At 71.9% G+C, this 24,774-nt stretch carries 20 protein-coding genes; 13 read left to right on the top strand and 7 right to left on the bottom strand.

The genetic code is table 11. From position 1 onward, the window contains the following. Positions 1–183 precede the first annotated feature (183 nt). The gene (locus tag ABD329_RS30430; RefSeq protein WP_344317192.1) at positions 184–2,598 is read left to right on the top strand and encodes an ATP-binding protein; all 2,415 of its coding nucleotides are present in this window, start codon (positions 184–186) and stop codon (positions 2,596–2,598) included. A gap of 269 nt (positions 2,599–2,867) precedes the next feature. On the opposite strand, the gene ABD329_RS30425 is transcribed toward ABD329_RS30430, so the two are convergent. Continuing rightward, a complete protein-coding gene (locus ABD329_RS30425) occupies positions 2,868–3,512 on the bottom strand; it encodes a biliverdin-producing heme oxygenase (RefSeq protein WP_309142781.1) in 645 nt (214 codons plus the stop codon). Between the two features lie 157 nt (positions 3,513–3,669). Continuing rightward, entirely contained in the window at positions 3,670–4,527 is an 858-nt protein-coding gene (map, locus tag ABD329_RS30420; protein WP_086883424.1) for a type I methionyl aminopeptidase, read from the bottom strand. A gap of 81 nt (positions 4,528–4,608) precedes the next feature. Between map and ABD329_RS30415 the strand changes: the two genes are divergently transcribed. After that, entirely contained in the window at positions 4,609–4,833 is a 225-nt protein-coding gene (locus tag ABD329_RS30415; RefSeq protein WP_198278463.1) for a hypothetical protein, read from the top strand. Positions 4,834–5,021: 188 nt separating this feature from the next. Here the strand turns inward: ABD329_RS30415 and ABD329_RS30410 are convergent, their stop codons facing one another. Continuing rightward, on the bottom strand, positions 5,022–5,627 hold the full coding sequence (locus ABD329_RS30410) for a hypothetical protein (RefSeq protein ID WP_198278462.1): 606 nt from the start codon (positions 5,625–5,627) through the stop codon (positions 5,022–5,024). 259 nt (positions 5,628–5,886) lie between these two features. Here ABD329_RS30410 and ABD329_RS30405 point away from each other — a divergent pair, with 259 nt between their 5' ends. From ABD329_RS30405 to ABD329_RS30380, 6 genes are all read left to right on the top strand, one after another. Continuing rightward, positions 5,887–7,014, top strand: a complete 1,128-nt coding sequence (locus ABD329_RS30405) for a sialidase family protein (protein WP_198278461.1) — start codon at positions 5,887–5,889, stop codon at positions 7,012–7,014. Then, the gene (locus tag ABD329_RS30400) at positions 7,011–8,366 is read left to right on the top strand and encodes an ABC transporter substrate-binding protein (protein WP_198278460.1); all 1,356 of its coding nucleotides are present in this window, start codon (positions 7,011–7,013) and stop codon (positions 8,364–8,366) included. The genes ABD329_RS30405 and ABD329_RS30400 overlap by 4 nt, the downstream gene beginning before the upstream one ends. 5 nt (positions 8,367–8,371) lie before the next feature. After that, positions 8,372–9,304 carry a carbohydrate ABC transporter permease gene (locus ABD329_RS30395; RefSeq protein WP_198278459.1) on the top strand — a complete coding sequence of 311 codons (933 nt, stop codon included), beginning with the start codon at positions 8,372–8,374 and terminating at the stop codon, positions 9,302–9,304. Next, entirely contained in the window at positions 9,301–10,293 is a 993-nt protein-coding gene (locus tag ABD329_RS30390; RefSeq protein ID WP_246618632.1) for a carbohydrate ABC transporter permease, read from the top strand. Before ABD329_RS30395 ends, ABD329_RS30390 begins: the two co-directional genes overlap by 4 nt. 47 nt (positions 10,294–10,340) lie before the next feature. After that, positions 10,341–11,078, top strand: a complete 738-nt coding sequence (npdG, locus tag ABD329_RS30385; protein WP_138910981.1) for an NADPH-dependent F420 reductase — start codon at positions 10,341–10,343, stop codon at positions 11,076–11,078. Between the two features lie 153 nt (positions 11,079–11,231). Then, the gene (locus ABD329_RS30380; RefSeq protein ID WP_198278458.1) at positions 11,232–11,441 is read left to right on the top strand and encodes a hypothetical protein; all 210 of its coding nucleotides are present in this window, start codon (positions 11,232–11,234) and stop codon (positions 11,439–11,441) included. 246 nt (positions 11,442–11,687) lie between these two features. Here ABD329_RS30380 and ABD329_RS30375 read toward each other — a convergent pair whose 3' ends face one another. Further along, positions 11,688–12,485 carry a site-2 protease family protein gene (locus tag ABD329_RS30375; protein ID WP_198282477.1) on the bottom strand — a complete coding sequence of 266 codons (798 nt, stop codon included), beginning with the start codon at positions 12,483–12,485 and terminating at the stop codon, positions 11,688–11,690. A 245-nt stretch (positions 12,486–12,730) separates the two neighbouring features. Here ABD329_RS30375 and ABD329_RS30370 point away from each other — a divergent pair, with 245 nt between their 5' ends. After that, entirely contained in the window at positions 12,731–16,108 is a 3,378-nt protein-coding gene (locus tag ABD329_RS30370; protein ID WP_344317191.1) for an ATP-binding protein, read from the top strand. Positions 16,109–16,291: 183 nt separating this feature from the next. On the opposite strand, the gene ABD329_RS30365 is transcribed toward ABD329_RS30370, so the two are convergent. From ABD329_RS30365 to panB, 3 genes are all read right to left on the bottom strand, one after another. Then, positions 16,292–17,116, bottom strand: a complete 825-nt coding sequence (locus ABD329_RS30365; protein ID WP_198279072.1) for an ABC transporter permease — start codon at positions 17,114–17,116, stop codon at positions 16,292–16,294. Beyond that, on the bottom strand, positions 17,113–18,126 hold the full coding sequence (locus tag ABD329_RS30360; protein WP_198279073.1) for an ATP-binding cassette domain-containing protein: 1,014 nt from the start codon (positions 18,124–18,126) through the stop codon (positions 17,113–17,115). Before ABD329_RS30360 ends, ABD329_RS30365 begins: the two co-directional genes overlap by 4 nt. 165 nt (positions 18,127–18,291) lie before the next feature. Then, entirely contained in the window at positions 18,292–19,152 is an 861-nt protein-coding gene (gene panB, locus ABD329_RS30355) for a 3-methyl-2-oxobutanoate hydroxymethyltransferase (RefSeq protein ID WP_138910986.1), read from the bottom strand. 254 nt (positions 19,153–19,406) lie between these two features. Here panB and ABD329_RS30350 point away from each other — a divergent pair, with 254 nt between their 5' ends. The 4 genes from ABD329_RS30350 to ABD329_RS30335 all read left to right on the top strand — a co-directional run bounded on the left by ABD329_RS30350 (position 19,407) and on the right by ABD329_RS30335 (position 24,223). Then, a complete protein-coding gene (locus ABD329_RS30350; RefSeq protein ID WP_198279074.1) occupies positions 19,407–21,032 on the top strand; it encodes a DHA2 family efflux MFS transporter permease subunit in 1,626 nt (541 codons plus the stop codon). Further along, entirely contained in the window at positions 21,029–21,637 is a 609-nt protein-coding gene (locus ABD329_RS30345; protein ID WP_198279075.1) for a TetR/AcrR family transcriptional regulator, read from the top strand. The genes ABD329_RS30350 and ABD329_RS30345 overlap by 4 nt, the downstream gene beginning before the upstream one ends. 187 nt (positions 21,638–21,824) lie before the next feature. Then, positions 21,825–22,850 (top strand): endonuclease/exonuclease/phosphatase family protein, encoded by a 1,026-nt coding sequence (locus tag ABD329_RS30340; protein ID WP_198279076.1) that lies wholly within the window; start codon positions 21,825–21,827, stop codon positions 22,848–22,850. 167 nt (positions 22,851–23,017) lie between these two features. Further along, positions 23,018–24,223 carry an MFS transporter gene (locus tag ABD329_RS30335; protein WP_198279077.1) on the top strand — a complete coding sequence of 402 codons (1,206 nt, stop codon included), beginning with the start codon at positions 23,018–23,020 and terminating at the stop codon, positions 24,221–24,223. Positions 24,224–24,774: the final 551 nt, after the last annotated feature.

The following is a 24,774-nucleotide window of genomic DNA, read 5'->3' as shown; positions in this document are numbered from 1 at the left end:
AGCACCCTTCACTATGGCTTGAGCCGAGCACCCGCGGTCGGCCCTTGCCCTTCAGGCCGTCGTGACAGACGGGGTTGGGTGTGTGAGGTTGGGAGCGGCAGAGACCGTATCGCTCTTGCCGTGACGCCGGGCGCTGGGCGCCGGGCGCCGGGCGCCGCGAGATGCGGAAGGGGGAGGCTGGGGATGGAGGATGTCTTACCCGGCGGGCCGGGGGACGGGACGGTGCGTGGTGGGGTGTGGTCGGATCTGTCCGGAGCGGCCCGGGATGTGGTGCAGGCCGGGCAGGTACTTGGTGGTGTGCATTTCCACGGTCCCGCCCCGGTGAGTGTGGAGGTTCCGGTGCCGCGGCAGCTCCCGGGCGATGTGTCCGGCTTCGTCGGCCGGGCCGCTGAGCTCGCTGAGCTGGACGCGCTGCACTCCAGCGATGGCCGGGATGGCGTGGTGCCGGTGGTGGTGATCGCCGGGACGGCCGGGGTGGGCAAGACCTCGCTCGCCGTCCGTCTGGCCCACCGGATCAGCGGGCGCTTCCCCGATGGCCAGTTGTTCGTGAACCTGCGCGGCTACGACACGGGACCGCCCTTGGCACCCGCAGCCGCCCTGGAACGGTTCCTGCGCGCGTTCGGCGTTCCCGCCCCAGCGATCCCGGCTGGGCTGGAGGAACGTGCCGAGCTGTACCGGTCGCTGGTGGCGGGCAAGCAGGTCCTGGTGGTGCTGGACAATGCCGCCACCGTTGGGCAGGTCCGCCCGCTGCTGCCCGGCACCGCGGGGTGTCTGACGGTGGTGACCAGCCGACACCGCCTGTCCGGTCTGGCTGTGCGCGACGGCGCCCGCCGCATCACCCTGGGCATGCTCGCCGAGCAGGAGTCCGCGGACCTGATCGCCGCGGCCACCCGCGGCTACCGCACCGGCGACGACCCTGCTCAGATAGCCGAGCTGGCCCGGTTGTGCGCACGGCTGCCGCTGGCGCTACGGATCGCCGCCGAACGGGCCGCGACTCACCCCCTGCTCGCCCTGCCCGAACTGACCGCCCAGCTACGCGACGAGTCGACCCTGTGGGAGGCGCTCTCCAGCCCCGACCAGGAGGAAGCCGACGCGGTACGCACCGTCTTCGCCTGGTCCTACCGCACCCTCCCGCCCCCCGTCGCCCGCCTCTTCCGTCTCCTGGGCCTGCACCCCGGCCCCGACTTCTCAGTCCAGGCCGCCGCCGCCCTCTCCGAACGTGCACCTCGAGAGACCCACGGCCTGCTGGACCTCCTTGCCGGCGCCCATCTGATCGAGTCCACCGGCGCGGACCGATACCGGTTCCACGATCTTCTGCGCGCCTACGCCACCGACCAGGCCCACCAGGAAGAAACCACCGAAGACCAGCACTCCGCTCTCAGCCGGGTGGCCGTCTGGTACCTGCACACCGCCGACGCCGCACGCGCGGCGGTCCAGACCCATCACCCCTCCGTCCTGTCCCCGGAGCAGACCCGCCCGGCGCCGTTAGTGGCCTTCGACGGACAGCAGGACGCGTTCGCCTGGCACCGACGGGAGCAGGTCAACCTCCTGGCCATCGCACAGATCGCGGCACAGGCCGGGCTGGACGAGATCGCCTGGCAGCTGTCGGCCACCCTGCACAGCCTCCACATCGCCCGCGACACCTTCGACGACTGGCAGACGATGGGGCACATCGGACTGGAGGCCGCCCGACGGCTGGGCGACCTGCGGGCCCAAGCCCTGATGCACGACACCTTGGGCACCGCGTACAAGGACTCCAGGCGGCTGGCGCAGGCCGGCGAACACCATCAGGCCGCACTCGACCTGCGCACCCGTATCGGCGACCTGCCCGGGGTGGCCGAATCCGCGGGCGGCCTGGGCCTGGTCCACCTGTGGCAGCGCGACCTGGACGCGAGCCGCACCCGCCTGGAACAGGCGCTGGCCTTCTACCAACAGCACGGTCCCTACCACCGGACCGGCCCGGCCCTGTGCGGTCTCGCCTACGTCGCCGCCGACCTCGGCGAACACCAGCAGGCCGCGCGTCTGGCCCACCAGGCTCTGGCCGTTTACCGCGAAACCGGAGCCGACCACTACATGCATGTCGATGCCCGGCTCCTCCTGACCCGCGTCGCCCGGGAAGCCGGCGACCCTGCTCAGGCCGAGGAGCACATGGCGGAAGCCACAGCCATGCTCGACACCACGAGCCCACCCGGACTTGAAGCGCTCCTCCACCTCGAACAGGCCGCCCTGCACCGCGAACAGAACCATCACGACCAGGCCCTTGAGGCGTACTGGGCGTGCGAGACCCTCCAGCGCTCCATCGGCAACCGCACGGGCCAGGCCCTGGCCTACGACGGCATCGGCCAAACGATGCGCGCCCTCGGCCGCCTGCCGGAAGCCATCGACTTCCACACCACCGCCGCGCGCATCCTCCGCGACCTCGACCAGCCCTGGAACCTGGCCCAGACCCTGGCCCACCTCGCCGACGCCCACGCCGACAACGACCAGCCCGAGCAAGCCCGTCAGCACCGCATCGAAGCCCTCACCCTCCTCGACGGCTTCACCGACCCGCCCGCCGCCGCCCTGCGCCAGCGGCTCCAGGAGCTGACCACCGGATGACACCACAGCGGCTCCCGTCCAAGCGACCCCTCGTGGCGCGCGGGTAAGCCGTACGTGACGCGGGGCGGAGCAGTGCAGACCTGGCCCGCCGGGGCCATGGTCTGGCCGGTACGGCGGCCGTCCTTGCCGCCGTACCGACGGCGTATCGACGAGTCGGCGGGCAGCGGGTCCTGACCGACCCGCCGCACCGATCGCCCGCGCTCACCGATCCCTCCTGCCCAGTGGGCGCGGGCTTTCGCGCGGGCTTGGGCGTGGGCTTCTGCGGAGGTTCAAGCGCTGAGCCGGAACTCCTCGGCCAGTTCCCGGAAGATCCCCGCGTTCAGCGCGTAGGCGCGCTTGCACTCCTCCACCACGCGCTGCTTCTCCAGATCGTCCACCGGCAGCGCGTCCAGCAGCGCGCGGTACTCCCGCTTGAAGGCCGCCGGGTTGGCTATCGACTCGAAGACGTAGAACCGCACCCCGTCGCCCTTACGGTCGAAGCCCCAGGTCTTCTCCGCCGTGTCCCGGACGATCTGGCCGCCGGACAGGTCGCCCATATAGCGGGTGTAGTGGTGGGCCACATAGCCCGCCGGCCAGTCACGGGCGCACTCCGCGACCCGCGCCGCGTACGCCGCCGTGGCGGGCAGCGCGGTGAGGTCGCCGTGCCAGGCCGGGCCGCCGAGGTGGGCCAGGTCGCGCTCCAGCTCGGCCAGCCGGGCCAGTTCCGGCCGGAGGAACGGCCCCGCCACGGGGTCCCCCGCGAGGGCGTCGGCCGGGGTCTCCAGGGCGCGGTAGACGAACCACAGCTGCTCGGAGTAGCGGCGATAGGCCGCCACTCCCAGCCGCCCACCGAGCAGATCGCTCATGAACGACGAGCTCCCGACGTCCGAGTGCGCTTCCCGTGAGGCGTTGCGGATCAGGGCGGAGAACTCCACGGTGGACCTCCGGGGCCGACGTATGCAGGTTAGGCTTACCTAAGTAGAGACCATCGCCTACGTCAATGCTTTCCCGACAGCCTGTCGGTAAAACAACCGCCGAAGAATCGGCCCCCGGCACAAGGCATCTCGAACCGCCCCGTCCACTACGGCAGGGCTACGGCAGAGTGAGGATCTCCGCCCCGGTCTCGGTCACCACCAGCGTGTGCTCGAACTGCGCCGTCCGCTTGCGGTCCTTGGTGACCACGGTCCAGCCGTCCTCCCACATGTCGTACTCATGGGTGCCGAGCGTCAGCATCGGCTCGATGGTGAAGGTCATCCCCGGCTTGATCTCGGTGGTGTGGTGCGGGCTGTCGTAGTGCGGCACGATCAGGCCGGAGTGGAACGAGGTGTTGATCCCGTGGCCGGTGAAGTCGCGGACCACGCCGTAGCCGAAGCGCTTGGCGTACGACTCGATGACCCGGCCGATGATGTTGATCCGGCGGCCGGGCTTGACGGCCTTGATCGCGCGGTTGAGGGACTCACGGGTGCGCTCCACGAGCAGTCGCGACTCCTCGTCCACCTCGCCGCACAGATAGGTGGCGTTGTTGTCCCCGTGCACCCCGCCGATGTAGGCGGTGACGTCGAGGTTCACGATGTCGCCGTCCTTGAGGACGGTGGTGTCGGGGATGCCGTGGCAGATGACCTCGTTGACCGAGCTGCACAGCGACTTGGGGAACCCGCGGTAGCCCAGCGTCGAGGGGTACGCGCCGTGGTCGCACATGTACTCATGGGCCACCCGGTCCAGCTCGTCCGTGGTGACCCCCGGTGCGATCAGCTTGGCGGCCTCCTCCATCGCCCGCGCGGCGATCCGCCCGGCGATCCGCATGCGCTCGATCGTCTCGGCGTCCTGGACCTCGGGCCCGTCATAACGCGTGGGGCCCTCCTTCCCGACGTACTCCGGACGCGGGATCGAGGCGGGGACGGTGCGAGTGGGGGAGAGCTTCCCCGGGACTAGAAGCGACTGGCCAGACATATCAGCGAGTGTATCGGCGGCGCATGGGGCAGCATGGCCGCAAGGGCCCTTCGGGCCACTGGGGAACGAGCGGAGGCCGGGATGGCGCTGTTCAAGAGGGGAACCGCCGGCAAGCCCGGTGAGTGGTACTACTGCATCAAGCACCAGAAGGTCGAAGAGGGCCCGGAGTGCCGCGCCGCCGACCGCCTCGGCCCGTACGCCTCCCCGGAGGAGGCCGCCCGCGCGATGGAGACGGCGCGCGAGCGCAACGAGGAGTGGCGGAACGACCCGCGCTGGCGGGATGACGATCCCGCGGCGACGGACTGAGGCTGACCTCACGAGTCGTGCGCCTTACGGCCTGCGCCTGCCTCAGGGCCCGCGCCCGCCTTACCGCCTGCGCCCGCCTTACCGCCTGCGCCCGCCTTACCGCCTGCGCCCGCCTTACCGCCTGCGCCTGTCTTACGGCTCGCGGGGCGCCGTCAGCAGCCCGTAGGCCGCGGTCCGTACGGCCCCCCTCACCAATGCGTCGGCGGCGGCGCCGCCAAGTGCTCCGCCAGCCGGGCGAGCCGGTCCTGGAAGCGGCGGCGGCCGGGGCGCGGCAGGCTGTTCTCGCCGGCGGCCGCGCTGACCAGGTGCTGAAGGGTGTCGAGGTCGAGTTCGCCGCCCTCGGGGGCGGAGAGGGCGTCATGGGCCAGCGCGTGCAGTTCGGTGGCGCCGCCGTCGAGGGCGAGCACGGTGGCCCCGCCCCGGCGGGCGTCGTTCACCCGCTCCAGCAGCCCGGATCCGGGGTCGTCCGGCGCGACCACCAGCAGGGTCTCCCCGCGGCCCGCCCGCTCCAGCCGCCCGAGCCCGACCGCCAGGTGCGCGGGGACGGCGGTGCCCTCCGGCACCCGGTGGCGGACGAGGGTGGGGGACAGTTCGGGCAGCCCGGACCAGGCCGCCTCGTCGTCGAGGTGCGCGGCCAGGTGCCACGGTTCGTAAGCCTCGCTGCCGACCAGCAGCAGTCCGCCCGCGCGCGGTCCGACCGAGGCCCGTAGCGAGCCCGCGAAGCGGCGGGTGGCCTGGAGCCACTCCGTTCCGGCGAGGACTTCGCGCAGCAGCGCGACCCTTACGGCGTCCATGGCATCCGGATCCTGCCCCGGCCCGCGCCCCGGCGGGCGCGATTCGGGCCCGGCTCACCCGTTCGGGGCATATGCGGCGGGCATGCCGTCAACCCGCTCCGCACCCGGCGCCCACACGCGCTCCCGCCGCGTCTCCAACTGTTCATGCGCCGTCTCTTGACGCTCTGTAAGGCAAACCCTAAGGTCGCCGCACACAAGGGACGTCCTACGTCCCATTTATGACTCGGCACTCGATTGCGACGGGGCATCGGGAGGCTTGATGGCAGTCGACACGGGGGCGGCACGCTCGTACGAGGTGTCCGTTCCCTTCCGGGCGGGGACCGAGGGCTATGCGAGCTACCGGATCCCGGCAGCCGTGCTGACCCACGACGGCACCGTCCTCGCGTTCGCCGAGGGCAGGGTGAACTCCTCCGCCGACGACGGCCATATCGACCTCGTGCTCAAGCGGTCGGCCGACGGCGGACGGACCTGGGGCGCCTTACAGGTCGTCGCCCGCAACGGCGACGGAACGGCGGGCAACCCCGCCCCCGTCGTCCTCGACGGCGGCCCGAACGACGGCCGCGTCCTGCTGGTGCACATCCGCAGCGCCGCCTCCGCCACCGAGGACCGGATCCGGCGCGGCGAGGTGAGCGCGGCCGACGGGCGGCGGGTGTGGCTGACCTACAGCGATGACGACGGCACGAGTTGGAGCGAGCCCCGCGAGATCACCGCGAGCACCAAGCGGCCCGAATGGCGCTGGTACGCCACCACCCCCGGCCACGCCCTCCAGTTGCGGTACGGCCCCCACGCGGGCCGGATCGTCATCCCCGGCAACCACTCCCTGCCCCCGACCGTCCCCGGCGACGACGGCACCGAGGGGCGCTACAACGGCGGGCACGACCTGCTCAGCGACGACGACGGCGCCACCTGGCGGATCGGGTACGTGGACGACAACCCGGACGGCTACGTCAACGTCAACGAGACCACCGCCGCCCAACTCCCCGACGGCCGGGTCTACTTCAACACCCGCACCGACGCCACCGCGCCCGGCACCCGCGCCGACGCCCACTCCGGCGACGGCGGCGCCACCCTGGACCTCCCCTTCCGGCCGCAGGCCGGACTGGTCGCCCCGGTCGTGGAGTGCAGCGTGCTGCACCTCGGCGAGCCGGACGCGCTGCTCTTCTCCGGCCCCGCCGACCCCGCGTACCGGGCGCTGATGACCGTCCGCACCAGCCTTGACGGCGGCGTCACCTGGCGGCCGAGCCACACCGTGAACGGCCTGCCCGCCGCCTACTCCGATCTGGTCCGGCTCGACGACGCCACGGTCGGACTGCTCTACGAGACCGGCGACTTCAGCGCCTACTCGACCATCACATTCCGGCGCATTCCCGTGGAGGAGCTGGTATGAGCGACACCGCAAGAAACCGGAACACCTGGACGCACGGCACGCCGCGCCGCGCGGTCCTCGGCGGCGCCGCCGCCGCGGCCGCCGGGTTCGCCCTCGCGGGCTGCGGCTCGGACGACGACGGGGGTGATGAGCCCAAGGGCCGCAAGAAGGGCGAGAAGATCACCCTGACCTTCTGGTCCTGGGTGCCGGGCATCGACAAGCCCGTCGCCCTGTGGAACAGCAAGAACCCGGAGGTGCGGGTCAAGGTCGAGAAGGTCTCGGCCGTCGACGGCGCCCAGTACGCCAAGATGCACGCCGCCATCAAGGCGGGCAATCCGCCGGACCTCGGCCAGATCGAGTACCCGGTCGTGCCCAGCTTCCTCATCGACAACGGGCTGCTGGACCTGACCAAGTACGGGGTCGCCGACCACAAGGACAAGTTCATCGGCTGGCAGTGGCAGCAGTCCGTCTTCGGCAAGGCCGTCTACGCCGTACCGCAGGCGTCCGGCCCCATGGGCCTGTTCATCCGTCAGGACCTCTTCGAGAAGTGGGGCATAGAGCCGCCCACCACCTGGGACGAGTACGAGGCGGCGGCCACCGCGATCCGTAAGAAGGGCGCCTGGATCGAGACCTTCTCGGCCACCAACGGCAACCGCTTCGCGGGGCTCGCCTGGCAGGCCGGGGCGCGCTGGTTCGGCACCGAGGGCGACACCTGGACCGTCTCCATCGACGACGAGCCCACCCGTAAGGTCGCCGACTACTGGTACGGGCTGGTCCGCCGGAAGCTCATCAAGACCATCCCGGACCGACAGAACGCCTGGTACAAGGACGTCCAGACCGGCGACATGGCCTCCTGGCTCGGCGCCAGCTGGGGCGACGCCCTGCTGGTCGGCAACGCCCCCAAGACCGCGGGCAAATGGCGCGTGGTGCCCATGCCGCAGTGGAAGAAGGGCGACGCCGCCTTCGCCAACTGGGGCGGCTCCACCACCGCGGTCTTCGCCAAGTCCAAGTACCCCAAGGACGCGCTGGCCTTCGCGATCTGGCTCAACACCGACCCCGAGTCGATCAAGCTCCTGATCGAGAACGGCTATGGCACCCCGGGCGCCAAGCAGGGGTACACCACCTCCCAGCTCGATGTGCACAAGGACTTCTTCGGCGGCCAGGAGTACAGCAAGGTCTTCGACGAGGCGAGCAAGGGCGTGGACACCAGCTGGAAGTGGGGCCCCGCCACGGACACCCTCTACCAGCGGCTCGGCGACGCCTTCACGGCGGCCATCGGCGACGGGTCCGACTTCCGCTCCGTGCTGAAGAAGGTGCAGGGCCAGACGATCACCGATCTGAAGGAAAAGGGCCTCCAGGTGAAGGCCGGGTGAGGCGGATGAGAGGAGCCCCCCGCCGCCTCACCAGGACCGAGGCACGCAGCGCCCGGGCGGCGTCCGGGTTCCTGCTGCCCTTCCTCGCGCTCTTCCTGCTGTGCTTCATCGCCCCGATCGCGTACGCCCTCTACGAGAGCCTGCTGAAGGTCGAGCGCACCGGGCCGCTCGGCCTCGGCGGGGAGACCAAGCAGGTGTGGGCGGGGCTGTCCAACTACGCCCACGCGCTGGAGGACGACCGGTTCACGGCGGGCTTCGGGCGGGTGCTGCTCTTCGGCGCCGTCCAGATCCCGGTGATGATCGCCTTCGCCACCGGGCTGGCGCTGCTGCTGGACGCGGCGTCCGCGCGCTGGGTCGGCTTCTTCCGGACCGCCTTCTTCCTGCCGTACGGGGTGCCCGGTGTGATCGCCTCGATCCTGTGGGGCTTCCTCTACGTCCCCGGGATCAGCCCGCTGGTGGAGATGGCCCATTCGATGGGCTGGAACGTGGACTTCCTGGGCCGCGGGGCGGTTCTGTGGTCCATCGCCAACATCGTCACCTGGCAGTTCACCGGCTACAACATGCTGGTGCTGATCGCCCAGCTCAAGGCCGTCCCCGGCGAGCTGTACGAGGCGGCGCGGATCGACGGGGCCAGTGCCTGGCAGGTGGCCCGGCACATCAAGCTCCCGCTGATCCGGCCCGCGCTCGTGCTCACCACCGTCTTCAGCCTCATCGGCACCCTCCAGCTCTTCGCCGAACCGAAGGTGCTCAAACCGCTGAGCAACTCCATCGACTCCGGTTACACCCCCAATCTGGCCGCCTACAACGAGGCGTTCACCAGCAACAACCAGCACATCGCGGCGGCCGAGGCGGTGCTGCTCGCCCTCGTCGCCTGCGTACTGTCCTTCGGCTTCCTGAGGCTCGTGGGACAGCGGGGGAAGGACGGCGAGAGCGGATGACCGAGGCGAACGACCTGACCGGCGGCGTGGTCGCCGACGAGCCCGGCGGGCCCACGGACGGGGCCGCGCGCGGACGGGGGCCCGACGCGGCCCCGCCCGGCGACCGGCCCGGTACGGGCCGCCGCGCGGCGAAGCGCCGGGAGGGTCTGGAACCCCCCTTGCGGCACCGGATCATCACCGTCTCACTGCTCACCGTCGCCGCCATCTACTTCCTGACCCCCGTCTACTGGCTCGTGGTCTCCTCCACCAAGTCCAGCAGCGACCTCTTCGGCACCTTCGGCTTCTGGTTCCACGACCCGCACCCGCTGGACTTTCTGCACCGGGTGCTCACCTACGACGACGGCATCTATGCCCGCTGGTTCGCCAACAGCCTGATGTACGCGGGCGTCGGCGCCCTCGCCGCCACCCTGCTGTCGGCCGCGGCCGGGTACGCCCTGGCCAAGTACCGCTTCCCCGGCCGGGAGGGCATCTTCAACGTCATCCTGGCCGGAGTGCTGATCCCGGGCACGGCACTCGCCCTCCCGCTGTATCTGCTCTTCAGCGAGATCGGCCTGGCCAACACCTACTGGGCCGTGCTGATCCCCAGCGTGGTCAGCCCGTTCGGGGTCTATCTGTGCCGGATCTACGCGGCCGCCGCCGTGCCGGACTCCCTCCTGGAGGCGGCGCGGATCGACGGCGCTGGCGAGGCCCGGATCTTCTCCACGCTGGGGCTGCGGCTGATGACCCCGGCGCTGGTGACCGTCTTCCTGTTCCAGTTCGTGCACATCTGGAACAACTTCTTTCTGCCGCTGGTCATGCTCTCCGACTCCGACCTCTATCCGATCCAGCTCGGTCTGACGTCCTGGCAGGGATACGCGGACCGACAGCCCGAGCTGTACCAGTACACGGTCGGCGGGGCGTTCCTGTCCGTCCTGCCGCTGATGGTGCTGATGGGCGTACTCCAGCGGTACTGGCGCACAGGGCTGACGGAGGGGAGTGTCAAAGCGTAAGAGACGTCACCATGAAGGTGGCCGCGGTGCGTGACAGGATCACTGTCATGACTACTCCTGATGCCCCGAACTCCGCGTCCGACGCCCCCGCGAAGAAGGCCCCCGCCAAGGACCCCTGGGACCTCCCCGATGTGTCCGGCCTGACCGTCGGTGTCCTCGGTGGCACCGGCGACCAGGGCCGCGGTCTCGCCTACCGGCTGGCCAGGGCGGGCCAGAAGGTGATCATCGGCTCGCGCGCCGCCGAGCGCGCGCAGACCGCGGCGCGGGAGCTGGGCGGCGCGGAGCTCGGCATCGAGGGGGCGGACAACGCGGAGTGCTCGCGCCGCAGCGACATCGTCATCGTCGCGGTCCCGTGGGACGGCCACGCCAAGACGCTGGAGGGGCTGCGCGAGGAACTCGGCGGCAAGCTGGTCATCGACTGCGTCAACCCGCTGGGCTTCGACAAGAAGGGCGCGTACGCGCTGCGGCCGGAGGAGGGCAGCGCCGCCGAGCAGGCCGCCGCCCTGCTGCCGGACTCCCGTGTCACCGCGGCCTTCCACCACCTCTCGGCCGTGCTGCTCCAGGACCCCGAGGTCGAGCAGATCGACACCGATGTGATGGTCCTGGGCGAGTCGCGCGCCGACACCGACCTGGTCCAGGCGCTCGCGGCGCGCATCCCGGGCATGCGCGGGGTCTTCGCGGGCCGGCTGCGCAACGCCCACCAGGTGGAGTCCCTGGTGGCCAATCTGATCTCGGTCAACCGCCGCTACAAGGCCCACGCGGGCCTGCGCGTCACGGACGTCTGAGGGCGGCCCGCGGGCTTGTCCGGAATCCGGGGGCTCGGGCTTGTCCACCTACGGGGTGCCCGGGTCTGTCCACCCCCGGGGCGCCCGGCCTCTTCGGCGGCGCATGGGGGACAATGTCGGGGAGTGACACACCCCCCGACAGGAGCCGACCCCATGCCCCGCCTCGCCCTCTACACCCTGGCCGTCTGCGTGCTCGCGATCGCCGCGGCCGTCGTGTCCTTCGCGCGGGGGAGCTGGCTCGGCGTCGTCTGGATCCTGATCGCCGGTATCTCGTCCAACATGGCCTGGTACTACCTCCGCAAGGCCCGCGCGGACCGCGCCGACCACGCGGCCGACCGCGAGAGCACGGGCGCGGCGGGCTGAGGCTGCGGCGGCGCGCCGAGGCCGCGGCCGCGCGCTGAGGCTGCGGGGGAGCCGCTACGGGTGTCCGGCGGATCTGTCCCCTACCCGCCCCTTCCCGAAACTGGGGCTGAAGCCCCAGACCCCAGGGTCTGGGGCTTCGGCCCCGCACGCGGCGGAGCCGCACATCGCCCCCAGACCCCTGGGGTCCAGGGGTCTGGGGCGTCAGCCCCAGTTTCGGGAAGGGGAACAGCCCGCCGCAGGCGCCCCCTAGGAGCGGAATGAGGCGATATCGGGCTCGCCCTGCCAGAAGCGGAAGAACTCCTGCCCCCAATAGGTGTCCCACTCCGATACGCCCAGCGCCCGCATCACCGCGTCGACCGCGTCGAAGAACGCCTGGTTGACCTCGGGTATCCACAGGATCCCGAAGACCGCGAGCAGCCCGAACGGCGCGTACGGCTCGACCTGGCGCCGGATGCGGTACGACAGCCACGGCTCGATCACCCCGTACCCGTCCAGACCCGGCACCGGCAGGAAGTTCAGGATCGCCGCCGTGACCTGGAGCAGCGCCAGGAAGGCGAGCGCGAAGCGGAAGAGCTCCGGCACCCGGTCGGTGGCGCCGAGCCAGAACGGCGCGGTCAGCGCGGCCGCGAACAGCACGTTGGTCAGCGGCCCCGCGGCCGAGATCAGGCTGTGCTTCCAGCGCCCCCGGATCCGGTGCCGCTCGATGAAGACCGCCCCGCCCGGCAGCCCGATCCCGCCCATGATCACGAAGATCACGGGCAGCACGATGCTCAGCGCCACATGGGTGTACTTCAGCGGGTTGAGGGTCAGATAGCCCTTCGCGCCGATCGTCAGATCCCCGCCGTGCAGCGCGGTGCGCGCATGGGCGTACTCATGCAGACAGAGGGAGACGATCCAGCCCGAGACGACGAACAGGAACACGGCGAAGCCGGGGCTCGCGGAGTACTCCGTCCACACGGCCCACGCGGATACGACCATGATCGCGAACAGACCGAGGAAGACGGGGCTGATACGCCGGTCACGGCGGCTGATTGCGGTGGTCATCGGGTGGGGTCTCCATAAGGGCTGGTGAGCGCTGAGGGGGAAACGACGGACAGTGTGCGCGGAGTTCCGGGCCGAGCGGGCCGGATGTGAGCAGCGCCACGCGCCCGCCCATGCCCGCCCGCGCCCGTCCGCGACTCGTCGCCGTTCCCACGACGCGTCCCCGCGACGCGTCCCCGCGACGCGTCCCCGCCCCCCGCGTCCGAGGCCGATGCCCCGCCCGGCGGGGCATCCATCAGAATGGGCCCGTGCGCTACGGCATCCTCGGCACCACCCAGGCCCGCCATGACGACGGCACCCCCGTGGAGGTCGGTGGCGCGCGGCTGCGTGCGCTGCTGGCGGCGCTCGCGCTGGCGCCCGGGCGGGCGCGCACCACCGGGGCGCTCATCGGGGAGATCTGGGAAACCGATCCGCCCGCCGATGAGCACGGCGCCCTTCAGGCGCTGGTCGGGCGGTTGCGGCGGGCGCTCGGCAAGGACGCCGTGGAGTCCGTTCCGGGCGGCTACCGGCTGACCGCCGACCCCGACGACGTCGATCTGCACCGCTTCGAACGGCTCGCGGAGGAGGGCGCCCGGGCCCTCGCCGACGGCGATCCGGCCAAGGCCGTCGATCTGCTCGACGCCGCCCTGGCGCTGTGGCGGGGGCCCGCGCTCAGCGATCTGCCCGACACCACCGCGCCCGCCGCCCGCGCCGAGGCGCGACGGCTGGAGGCGCGGCGCGCCCGGCTCGCCGCCGACCTCGCCCTCGGCCGCGCCGACCATGCCCTCCCCGTGCTCACCGGGCTCTGCGACGCCCACCCGCTGGACGAGCCGCTGCACGCGCTGCGCATCCGCGCCCTGCGGGACGTGGGGCGGGTGGCGGAGGCGCTGGCCGCGTACGAGGTGATCCGTACGGAGATCGCCGACCGGCTGGGCGCCGATCCGGGGCCGGAGCTGCGGGCGCTCCACGCCGGGCTGCTGGCGGTGACCGGCGACGGGGTGCCCGGGCCGCCGGGCGCCGGTTCGCCGGAGCCCGTACCGGCGGCCGCCGCCGCCCGCACCGGTGGCGGCAATCTGCGGGCCCGGCTGACCAGCTTCGTCGGGCGCGAGGCCGATCTGGCGGCGCTGCGCGGCGATCTGGCCGAGCACCGGCTGATCACGCTCCTCGGGCCCGGCGGGGCCGGGAAGACACGGCTGTCGCAGGAGGCCGCCGAGGCGGTCGCGCCCGGCTGGCCGGACGGGGTGTGGCTGGCCGAGCTCGCGCCCGTGGACGACCCCGAGACCGTTCCGGAGACGGTCCTCAGCGCGCTCGGGGCGCGTGAGACGGTCATCCTCGGCACGGCGGCCGAGGGGCTGCGCGCCGCCACCGACCCGACCCTGCACGATCCGCGCGCCCGGCTCATCGAGCACTGCGCTCCGCGCCGGATGCTGATCGTCCTCGACAACTGCGAACACCTCGTGGCGGCCGCGGCCCACCTCGCCGAGTCCCTGCTCGCCCAGTGCCCCGGGGTCACCATCCTGGCCACCAGCCGTGAACCCCTCGCCGTTCCCGGCGAGTTGGTGCGCCCGGTGGAGCCGCTGCCCGACCCCGTCGCGCTGCGGCTGCTCCAGGACCGGGGCGCGGCGGCCCGGCCCGGGTTCCGTATCGAGGACGACCCGGCCGCGTGCGCCGAGATCTGCCACCGCCTCGACGGGCTGCCACTGGCGATCGAGCTGGCCGCCGCGCGGCTGCGGCTGCTCACCCCGCGCCGGCTCGCCGACCGGCTGGACGACCGCTTCCGCCTGCTGACCAGCGGCAGCCGTACGGCGCTGCCCCGCCAGCAGACCCTGCGCGCGGTGGTCGACTGGTCCTGGGACCTGCTCGACGCCCCCGAGCGCACCGTGCTCGCCCGGCTGTCCGTCTTCGCGGGCGGCTGCGGACTGGCCGAGGCGGAGGCGGTGTGCGGGGACAACGACGGGCATGCCGAAGCCGTGGACCCCCGCGACGTGGCCGCCCTGCTCGGTTCCCTTGTCGATAAATCGCTCGTCGTCACCGCGCCCGGAACGGATGCCGGACCGGAGCCCGGACCGGAGCCCGGGGCGGCCGGGGAGATGCGCTACCGGCTGCTGGAGACCGTCGCCGAGTACGCGGCGGAGCGGCTGGACGAGTCCGGTGAGCGGGCCGCGGTCGAACGCCGCCATCTGGTCGCCTACCGCGAGCTGGCCCGTACCGCCGATCCGCTGCTGCGCGGCCCGGCACAGCGCCACTGGCTCCTCCGGCTGGAGACCGAGCACGAGAATCTGCGCACCGCGCTGCGCCGGGCCGTGGCCGCCCGCGACGAGCAGGAGGCGCTGTGCCTGGTGCTCTCGCTCGGCTGGTTCTGGCATCTGCGCGGCCACCGCGTCGAGGCCCACCACTGGGCGACCGCCGCGGCCGGGCTCGGGCCGAGCCCCTTCGCACCGCCCGTGACCCCAGCGCCGCCGCTGTACGTCAGCTGTATCGCCGCCCCGCCGCCGATGGAGCCCGAGCTGCTGGACGAGGCGCGGCGCGGAGTGCGGCTGTTCGCGCTGTCCAACATCGAGGGCGACCTCCAGGCCATGGTGGGCGACGACACCCGGCGCGAGCTGGAGGGCATCGTCTCCGCCTATCGGCCGGGGCTGCCCCAGACCTGCGCTCTCCCGGGTGTGCTGTGGTTCTTCGCGGTGATCCTCAAGGGTGACTTCGCCCTGCTGCGGGGGATGGCCGACGAGGCGGTGCGCACCTGCCGGGAGCTGGGCTACGCATGGGAGCTGGCGTTCAACCTCCAGCTGCGCGCCAGGGTCTACAACGAGCGGAGCGACGATCACGAGGGCGCGATCCGCGACGCCGACGAGGCCCTGGAGATCTTCCGCCGGCTCGGTGACGTATGGGGCATGGCGGAGGCGCTGGCCGGCCGCGGCGAGACCCGGGAGCAGCGCGGCGAGGCCGCGGCCGCGGCCGCGGACTACCGCGCGGCGATCCGCTGCGCCAGGGAGCTCGGGGCCCATGAGCAGGTGCTGTTCCTCCGCTCCCGGCTGGCCGGGGTCTTCGTGGAGCTGGGCGACGAGGAGGAGGCCGCGGAGGGCGAGCGGATCCTGCGCGAGGTGGTCGAGCAGCGGCAGCACGTGGGCGCCGAGGCGCTCTCGTACGCCCGGATCCATCTGGCGCTGCGCTACGGGTCCACGGGCCGCCTCGCCGAGGCACGGGCCCTTCTGACCACGTTGCACGGGGAGTTCGAGGGCCGGGCGCTGCGGCTGTTCGCGGGCATGGTGGAGGGGATGCTGGCCTGGCTCGACCTGCTGGAGGGACGGCCGGACGACGCCCTGGAGAATGTGCGCGGTGCGCTGGCGAAGATGCCCGGCCGGATGACGGACCTCATCGCGCCGCATCTCCCGGTGACCCAGCTGCTCACCGGGGCCGAGGCGCTGACCGGCCTCGGCGGCGCCGAGCGGGCCGGGACCGCGGCGCGGCTGGTGGGGGCGTACGACGCGCTGCGCGAGACGCAGCACCACCGGAAGTCCGCCGTCGAGCGGACGGGCCGGGAGCGCACCGAGGCCGCGGCGCGGGCCGAGCTCGGGGACGCCGCGTACGAGCGGGGCCACGCCGAGGGCACCGGCCTCACGCTGGAGGAGGCCACCGCACTGCTCTGAGCGGGCCCGCCCGGGGTCCGGCGGCGAAAACACCCGGCGCCCGGCGGCGAAAACCCGCCCGGGGTCCGGCGGCGAAACACCCGGGGTCCGGCGGCCACCCGGTGCCCGGCGGCGACCGGGCCACCGGCCGGGCGCGTCCCACCGGTGGGACGCGCCCGGCCGGTGGCCCGGATCCGCGGACCGTCAGGTGGTCTTGTCGCGGAACCTGCGCACCGCGAGCGGCGCGATGAGCACCGTGAGGGCCACCGCCCAGCCCAGGGTCACCAGCACCGGTTCGGCCACCGCGCCATGGCCGCTGGTCAGCGCCCGTGCGGCGTCCGCGAGCCGGGACAGCGGGTTGTACTCGGTGAAGGACCGCAGCCACCCCGGCATGGTGGCGGTCGGGGCGAAGATGGACGAGCCGAACTGCAACGGCATCATCACCAGGAAGCCCATACCGCTGACCGCCTGCGGGGTGCTCAGCGACATCCCCAGCAGCATGAAGATCCAGGTCAGCGACGATCCGAAGACCACGGACAGGGCCACCGCGGCCACCAGCTCCACGGGCCCGGTCTCGAGCTCGAAGCCCATGATGAAGCCCATGATCAGCAGGATGAGGGTGGACACCAGCATTCGGCCGGCCTCCACGATCAGCTTGGCGATCAGCACCGAGGAGCGGGCGATCGGCATCGTGCGGAAACGGTCCATGACGCCCTTGCTGAAGTCGTCATTGACGCCGATGCCGATCGACATCGCGATGTTGAGCCCGCCCATCGCCATCAGACCGGGGATGAAGTAGTTGACGTACTCGGAGCGGTTGCCGCCGGTCATCGCGCCGCCGAAGACATAGGTGAACAGCAGCGCGAAGACGATCGGCATCGCCAGGGCGTCGAACATCGCGAACGGTTCGTACCTGATCTGCATGACGTTGCGCCGCACCAGCGCGCCGATGTGGCGCAGATTGGCGCGCGGGCCGATCCGGCCGTCGCTCTTCCCCCGTACGGGCGCGGTCATCGTGGCCGTACTCACGCGGCGACCTCTTCCAGCTTCTTGTCGTCCTGCGGTGCGGACGCCTTCCGGCCGGTGATGGCCAGGAAGACCTCGTCCAGACTGGGCAGTTGGGTGTGGATCCCGGCGATCGCGAAACCGCGCTCACCGAGCAGACCGATCAGGGCGGTCAGCTGCTCATCGCTGGCGATGGGCACATTGACCTGGCCCTCCTCCACATCGGCGATCGCGCCGCCGATGCCGTCGAGCCCCGCCTGGCTGATGGCGCCGACCATGCGGTGCAGCTCACCGGGGTCGGACGGGCGGATCTGGAGGGTGCGGCCGCCGATCTTGGCCTTGAGCTCGTGCACCCGGCCGTTGGCGATGACCCTGCCCCGGTCGATCACCGTCAGGTTGTCGGCGAGCTGCTCGGCCTCCTCCATGTACTGCGTGGTCAGCAGCACGGTGGCGCCGTCGGCGACCATCCGCCGGACCTCGTCCCACACCTCGTTGCGCGAGTGCGGGTCCAGACCGGTCGTGGGCTCGTCCAGGTAGAGCACCGACGGCCGGCCGATCATGGACGCGGCGAGGTCGAGCCGGCGGCGCATACCGCCGGAGTAGGTGCGCACCCGCCGCTTGCCCGCCTCGGTGAGCGAGAACCGCTCGAGCATGGCGTCCGCCCGGGTCCGCGCCTCCTTGCGGGAGAGATCCAGCAGCCGCCCGATCATGTAGAGGTTCTCCCAGCCGGGGAGCTTCTCGTCGACCGAGGCGTACTGCCCGGTCAGCCCGATGGTGCGGCGCAGCTGCCGGGGCTGGCGCATCACGTCGTACCCGGCCACCATCGCGGTGCCGGCGTCCGGCACCAGCAGGGTGGACAGACACCGGACGACGGTCGTCTTACCGGCGCCGTTGGGTCCCAGCACTCCCAGGACGGTGCCCTCCGGCACGTCCAGATCCACTCCGTCGACGGCCTTGGTGTCACCGAAGTGCTTGACCAGCCCCCGAACTTCGACGGCGTTGCCGTCCCTGATCCTGTGTTCCCGTCGCGTCATGCCGCCCACGATGTCAGCCGTCACCGACAGACCACCGACAAGCGGCAGACAGCCCGCCGACGGGGGAAGATCGGCGGGCTGTCGTTGTACCGCAGTGGCTCCTGGCGTGTACCGCAGTGCTCCTGGCGTCTGACGGCGCGGTGCTCGGCGAGCTCAGGCGTGGTCTCAGTGGAAGGAGTGCTCCTCGGCCGGGTAGGCCCCGCCGACGACGTCCTCCGCGAAGGCCCGCGCCGCGTCGCCCAGGCCCTGGCGCAGCTGGGCGTACTGCTTGACGAAGCGCGGCACCCGGCCGTCGGTCATGCCCGCCATGTCCGTCCACACCAGCACCTGCGCGTCGCAGTCGGGACCGGCGCCGATGCCGACGGTCGCGATGTGCAGCGACCGGGTCACCTCGGCGGCCAGCTCGGCCGGGACCAGTTCCAGGACGACCGCGAAGGCGCCCGCGTCCTGGACCGCCTTGGCGTCCCGCAGCAGCTGCTGGGCCGCCTCCTCGCCGCGCCCCTGGACGGGGTAGCCGCCGTAGGCGTTGACGGACTGCGGGGTCAGGCCGATGTGCGCCATGACCGGGATGCCGGACTGGACCAGCAGCTCGATCTGGTGCGCGGAGCGCTCCCCGCCCTCCAGCTTCACCGCGCCCACGCCCGCCTCCTTGACCAGCCGGGTGGCGTTGCGCAGCGCCTGGACCGGGCCCTCCTGGTACGAGCCGAAGGGGAGGTCGCCGACGACGAGGGCGCGCCGGGTGCCGCGGACCACGGCGGCGGACAGCAGCGTCATCTCGTCCATGGTGACGGGCACGGTGGACTCGTAGCCCAGGTGGCAGTTGCCCATCGAGTCGCCGACCAGCAGCACCGGGATGCCCGCCTGGTCGAGGACGGACGCGGTCATCGCGTCGTAGGCGGTGAGCATCGGCCACTTCTCGGCGCGCTCCTTGGCGGCCGCGATGTCGCGGACGGTGATGCGGCGGGAGCCCGTGCCCCCGTAGAGCGCCTTCTCGGACTGCTTTCGCGCAGGACTGACGTGCGTCATCGCTACGGCTCCTGTTCATCATCTCGAGGCGCCCTGACGGCGTCCCCGGACCAACCCCATGCTGGCACGGCTCCTGCCGGGGCGAAAGTGGGCCAGGACCGCGCGGGCGGGTGGCCTTGACCACCTTTCGCGCGCCTTTCCCCGGCGCCTCGCCGGTCCTTCGCCCGCCCACCCACGGCCCGCCGGCCCAAAGCCTCGCAAAGATTTTCCAATACGAGACGGTCTCGTATCGTAAGCCGCCTAGCCTGGGCGGCATGGCAACCCCACCCAGCACCCAGGGCCCGCCGGCCGGGTCCGGCGTCCCCGAGGCGATCCACCGCAGGCGCTGGGCGATCCTCGTCGTCCTGATGTTCAGCGTGCTGGTCGTCGTCCTCGACAACTCGATACTCAACGTGGCGATGAAGACCATCGCCTCGCCGAAGCCCACCGGGCTCGGCGCCACCCAGAGCCAGCTCGAGTGGGCGATCAACTCCTACACGCTGGTCTTCGCCGGGCTGCTGTTCACCGCGGGGATCCTCGGCGACCGGATCGGCCGCAAGAAGGTCCTGCTCGGCGGGATGGCGGTGTTCGGCATGGGCTCGGTGCTCGCCGCCTTCTCCGGATCGCCCGGTGAACTCATCGGCTTCCGGGCGCTCATGGGTCTCGGCGCCGCCTTCGTGATGCCCGCGACCCTCGCCATCCTGGTCAATGTCTTCGAACGCGAGGAGCAGGCCAAGGCGATCGGCATCTGGGTCGCCGCGGTGGGGCTGGCCATCGCCATCGGACCGATCACCGGCGGACTGCTGCTCGAACACTTCTGGTGGGGCTCGGTCTTCTTCGTCAATGTGCCGATCGTGATCGCCGGACTGATCGCGATGGTGGTGCTCGTCCCCGACTCCAGGGACCCGGCGCCCGGCCGGGTGGACCCGCTGGGCGTGCTGCTGTCCGTGATCGGGCTCGTCCTGCTGGTCTACGGCATCATCAAGGGCGGCCAGCTCGCCGACTTCACCGACGCCCAGGTGCTGGGCTCGATCGCCGCCGGGCTCGCCGTCCTGGCCCTGTTCGTGGTGCACGAGAAGCGCAGCGACCACCCGGCCATCGACGTCGGCTACTTCCGCAACCCCGCCTTCTCCGCCGCCATCGCCGCCGTCGCCCTGGTCTTCTTCGCCCTCATGGGCGTGACCTTCTTCATGGTCTTCTACACCCAGAGCGTGCGCGGCTACAGCGCCCTCGAATCCGGGCTGCTGATCCTGCCGCTTGCCGTGGCGCAGCTGATCTTCGCCCCGCGCGCCCGGCTGGTCGTCGAGCGGTTCGGCGCCCGCGCGGTGTGCACCTGCGGGATGCTGCTGGTGGCCGCCGCGATGTCGGGGTTCCTGCTGCTGGACGTGGACACCCCGATCGTCGTGCTCGAGGTGCTGTTCTTCGCCCAGGGTGCCGGAATGGCGCACATCATGCCGCCGGTGACCACCGGGATCATGCAGGCGCTGCCGCGCCAGAAGGCCGGTTCCGGCTCGGCGCTCAACAACACCTTCCGGCAGGTCGGCGGCGCGCTCGGGGTCGCGGTGCTGGGCTCGGTGCTCTCCACCGCCTACCGCGACCGGATCGGGGACACCCTGGCCGCCGTGCCCGGACTGCCCGACTCCGTACGGCGCTCGGCGGGCGAGTCCGTCGAGGCCACCATGGGGGTCGCCGAGAAGCTGGGGCCCAAGGGGCAGGCGCTGGTGGGCCCGGCCCAGGACGCCTTCGTCCACGCCATGCACATCACCGCCCTCGGCTCGGCGGGCGTCGCCGTCCTCGGCGCGCTGGTCGTCCTGGCCTTCCTGCCCGGCAAGGAAGGCTCCGGCCGGGCCCCCGACGACGGGCGGCCGCGGTCGCGGGAGGAGGCGTCGGCCGACCGATGACCGCACCGGAGAGCCCCGCGCCCAGGCTCCGCGGCCGCCCCCGCAGCCCGGCCACCGATGCCGCGATCATCGAGGCCGCGCTGCGGCTGCTGGAGGAGGGCGCCTCGGTCGGCGGTCTTTCGATCGAGGGGATCGCCCGCGAGGCGGGGGTCGGCAAGGCCACCGTCTACCGCCGCTGGCCCGGTAAGGACGCGCTGATGCTCGATGTGCTGCGCTCCCTGGAGGAGCCCAGCCCCGAGCCGGCCGGGGTCTCGGTGCGCGACGACCTCGTCGCCATCCTGGAGTTCATGCGCCGCCGCGGACTCGCCAAGCGCAACTCCGCCCTGCTGCGCAGCGTCATCACCCAGATGCACGCGCACAAGGAGCTGTGGCGGGCGTACGACGAGAACGTCATAGCGGCCCGCCGCGCCAGCCTGCGCGCCGTGCTGCGGCGGGGCCGGGAGAGCGGTGAGATCCGGGCCGATGTGGATCTGGAGCTGCTCGCCGACCTCTTCACCGGCCCGATGCTCGCCCGCGCCATGCTCCACGAGTGGAAGGAGCTGCCCGAGGGGCTGGCCGAACGGATCGTCGACACGGTCCTCGAAGGGGTCTCCCCACGCCACTGAGCTCCGCTGAGCGGTTTGTGCCCGTTGTGTCACAACACCCCCTCCCGGGCCGGGATGTGGAACTCGGGGCCGTCCTCCCGTCGTCCTCGGACGGGGAGCACCCCCACCGGGGGCGTCGGGAAAAGCCCTGGTCATCACCTAGGGTCGTAGTCCAAGGCGCGGCAGTTGAGGCAGTGAGGGACAGCGAATGACGCAGGCGTACACGCAGGAGACGGGACAGCTCGGGGACGCGCCCCGGCAATCGGGCTCCCGGACCGGCCGCCTGTTCGACCGGCTGCGGAACGATCGCGGCATCTGGCGGCGCGGACTGGTGCTGGCGGCGATCGCGGTCCTGCTCGCCCTTGTCATGATCTTCCACGCCGACATCCCCAACCGGGTGGGCAACCTGGGCTCGCTGCTGGAGACCTTCCTGCCGTGGCTGGGTCTGTTCCTTCCGGTGCTGCTGGTGCTCGGCCTGGTGCGGCGGTCGGCGAGCGCCGTGCTGGCGCTGGTGCTGCCCGTCGCCGTCTGGCTGAACCTCTTCGGCGGGCTGATGTTCTCCGACAAGTCCGGCAGCGGCGGGGACCTGACCGTCGTCACCCACAACGTCAACGCGGAGAACGCCGATCCGACCGGCACCGCGAAGGACGTGGCCGCCTCGGGCGCCGATGTGGTGGCCCTGGAGGAGCTGACGAGTTCGGCCGTGCCGACGTACGAGCGGGCCCTGGCGGGCGCCTACCGCTACCACACCGTGCAGGGCACGGTGGGGCTGTGGAGCAAGTACCCGCTGTCCGGCACCAAGCCGGTGAACATCAAGCTGGGCTGGACGCGGGCGCTGCGCACCGCCGTCGCCACTCCGCGCGGTGAGGTCGGCGTCTATGTGGCCCATCTGCCCTCGGTGCGCGTGAAGTTCAACGCCGGCTTCACCGCCGGGCAGCGCGACGACAGCGCCGAGGCGCTGGGTCAGGCCATCGCCAAGGAGCCGCTGAAGAAGGTGATCCTGCTGGGCGATCTGAACGGCACCATGAACGACCGCGCGCTCGCCCCCGTCACCGCGCAGATGCGGTCCGCCCAGGGCGCGGCGGGCGACGGCTTCGGCTTCAGCTGGCCCGCCTCGTTCCCGATGGCGCGGATCGACCAGATCATGGTGCGGGGGCTGGATCCGGTCTCTGCCTGGGCGCTGCCCAGGACCGGCAGCGATCACCTTCCGCTGGCGGCGTCGGTCGACTACTGAGCCGGTGGCTCGGGGCCGTCGGGTGACATAGCTCACGGGGCACCCGGCGAGATCTTACGTGCCGTTCATCTTGGGGATCTCCTCGGGAACATTCTGCGTGAGAGACTTTGTTCAGCTAGAGAACATACGCATCCCTGCACGTTTCTCCTTCGTTTGAAAGGTCTCTCATGCCCCTGGCCCTGCTCGCCCTTGCTGTGAGCGCCTTCGGCATTGGTACTACCGAATTCGTGATGATGGGCCTGCTGCCCAATGTCGCGCATGATCTGGACACCTCGGTGCCCACGGCCGGATACCTCGTCTCCGCCTACGCCATCGGAGTCGTGGTGGGCGCTCCGCTGCTGACCGCCCTCGGTTCCCGTATCCCGCGCAAGCGGATGCTCGTGTTGCTCATGGCGCTCTTCACGGTGGGCAACCTCGCCTCCGCCCTCGCCCCCAGCTTCGGGCTGCTGATCGCGGGCCGGGTGCTCGCCGGACTGCCCCACGGCGCGTTCTTCGGCGTCGGCGCGGTGGTCGCCGCGCGGCTGGTGACCGAGGACCGGCGGGCGCGCGCGGTCGCCACCATGTTCCTCGGGCTGACCATCGCCAACATCGTCGGCGTCCCCGTGGCCACCCTGCTCGGCCAGAACCTCGGCTGGCGCGCGACCTTCCTGGTCGTCGCCGCGATCGGCGTGGTCGCCATGGCCGCGCTCGCCCGGCTCGTCCCGCAGATCTCCCACGAGCAGCAGGGTGGGCTGCGCCAGGAGCTCGGCGCGCTGCGCTACCGCCAGGTGCTGCTGGGGCTGCTCACCGCCGTCTTCGGCTTCGCCGGCGTCTTCGCCGTCTACAGCTACCTCGCCTCGATGATGACCGAGGTCACCGGGTTCGGTGAGTCGACGGTCACCCTGGTGCTGGCGCTGTTCGGCATCGGCATGACGCTGGGCGCCCTGGTCGCCGGTCCGCTGACCGACCGGGCGCTGCGGCCGACCCTCTACGGCTCGCTGGCGGCGCTGGCCGCCGTGCTCGTGGCCTTCGACTTCACGGTGCATGTGAAGTGGGCGGCGCTGCTGTCGGTTGTGGTGCTGGGCGCGGTCGGCTTCATGACCACCACCCCGCTCCAGATGCTGGTGATGAACAAGGCCCAGCACGCCCCGACGCTGGCCTCCGCCTCCAACCACTCCGCGTTCAACCTGGCCAACGCGGGTGGTGCGTGGCTCGGTGGTGTCGCCATCGCGGCGGGCTGGGGCTGGACGTCCCCGACGCTGGTCGGCGCGGTGCTCGCGGTGATCGGTCTCGCGATCGCGCTGATCGCGGGGGTGACGGATCGGGCTCCGGTGAGTGGGTCGCGGGTGGTGGCGAGCAGTGAGTCGCTGCCGCAGATGTCTGAGGTGGGCTGAGCGGGGCGCTCCACCGGAGCGTACCGCCTGGCGGCGGGCTGCTCCCCTCCCCGCCCCTTCCCGAACCCGGGACTCCGCCCCGGGCCCCGAACCGGGGCTTCGCCCCGGGCCCTGAGCTGGGGTTTCGCCCCGGGCCCTGAGCCGGGCTTCGTCCCGGGCCCCGAGCTGGGGGTTCTGCCTCTGGTCCCGGGCCGGGGCTCTGCCCCAGCACCCGAAACCGGGGCTTCGCCCCGGGCCCCGAACTGGGGCTCCGCCCCGGGCCCTGAGCTGGGGCTTCGCCCCGGGCCCTGAGCTGGGGCTTCGTCCCGGGCCCTGAGCCGGGCTTCGTCCCGGGCCCCGAGCTGGGGGTTCTGCCTCTGGTCCCGGGCCGGGGCTCTGCCCCAGCACCCGAACCGGGGCTCCGCCCCGGGCCCCGAACCGGGGCTTCGCCCCGGGCCCCGAACCGGGGCTTCGCCCCGGGCCCTGAGCCGGGCTTCGTCCCGGGCCCCGAGCTGGGGGTTCTGCCTCTGGTCCCGGGCCGGGGCTCTGCCCCAGCACCCGAACCCGGGCTC

Source organism: Streptomyces javensis (assembly GCF_039525925.1).
Lineage (GTDB): Bacteria > Actinomycetota > Actinomycetes > Streptomycetales > Streptomycetaceae > Streptomyces > Streptomyces asiaticus.
Note: the sequence above shows the minus strand (reverse complement) of the source record. Positions and strands in the feature narration are given on the sequence as shown.